General features: G+C 46.0%; 1 protein-coding gene. It reads left to right on the forward strand.

Annotation, left to right across the window (positions count from 1 at the left end; all coding sequences use genetic code 11):
• Window positions 1-728, forward strand: a 728-nt coding sequence (locus tag A3766_RS05855; RefSeq protein ID WP_197479361.1) for a biotin/lipoyl-binding protein, incomplete at both ends; no start/stop codon positions are given.

The raw sequence follows: 728 nt of genomic DNA on the forward strand, positions 1-728 counted from the left end.
ATTCAACTCCCTGTGGGTGATGTCTCTGAAGAAAAAACAAAGAAAGGGCTGTTTGCTTTCCTTCATAAAGATCAGTCAGTCTCGCATAAAGAACTGTACCAGTTCTTACCGGCTGCTATTGAAGTAGAACAAACCCCAGCCTCATCAGCCGGCAGAGCCATTATCTGGGCAATCGTAATACTATTCACTATTGCCTGTGTGTGGGCTTACTTTGGCAAGATTGATATTGTTGCGGTTGCGCAAGGTAAAGTGATTCCAAGCGAACACATCAAACATATTCAGCCCTTAGAAGCGGGAAAGATCAAAGCGATTCACGTCAGAGAAGGGCAAAGCGTCAAACAAGGTGAGCCGCTCATAACGCTAGACAGCACGCAAACACAGGCCGATGTAGATCGTTTAGCACACGAGATTGCCGAACTATCAATGAATATTGAAAGGCTATCGCACTTCGATCATTGGCTGAGTTTAGTTTTAAAGGGAGTAGGTTCGCAGGCTTTGGCCCCGTTAAAATCGACGAGCCACCAAAACCTTCTCGTACAACAGAAAACCGAACTTAACGCCAAGCTCTCATCCCTGGAAGTTGAAAGACAAAAGCTCCAAGCAGAACAACAAATGGTAGAAGCGGAAGCAACAAAAAAAGAAAGGGTCATTCCCGTACTGGCCGAACGAGTCGATGCCCTCGAACAACTCCACCGAAAAGACTACGGCTCAAAGCTTCCTTACCTAGA

Source organism: Oleiphilus sp. HI0132, assembly GCF_001635845.1.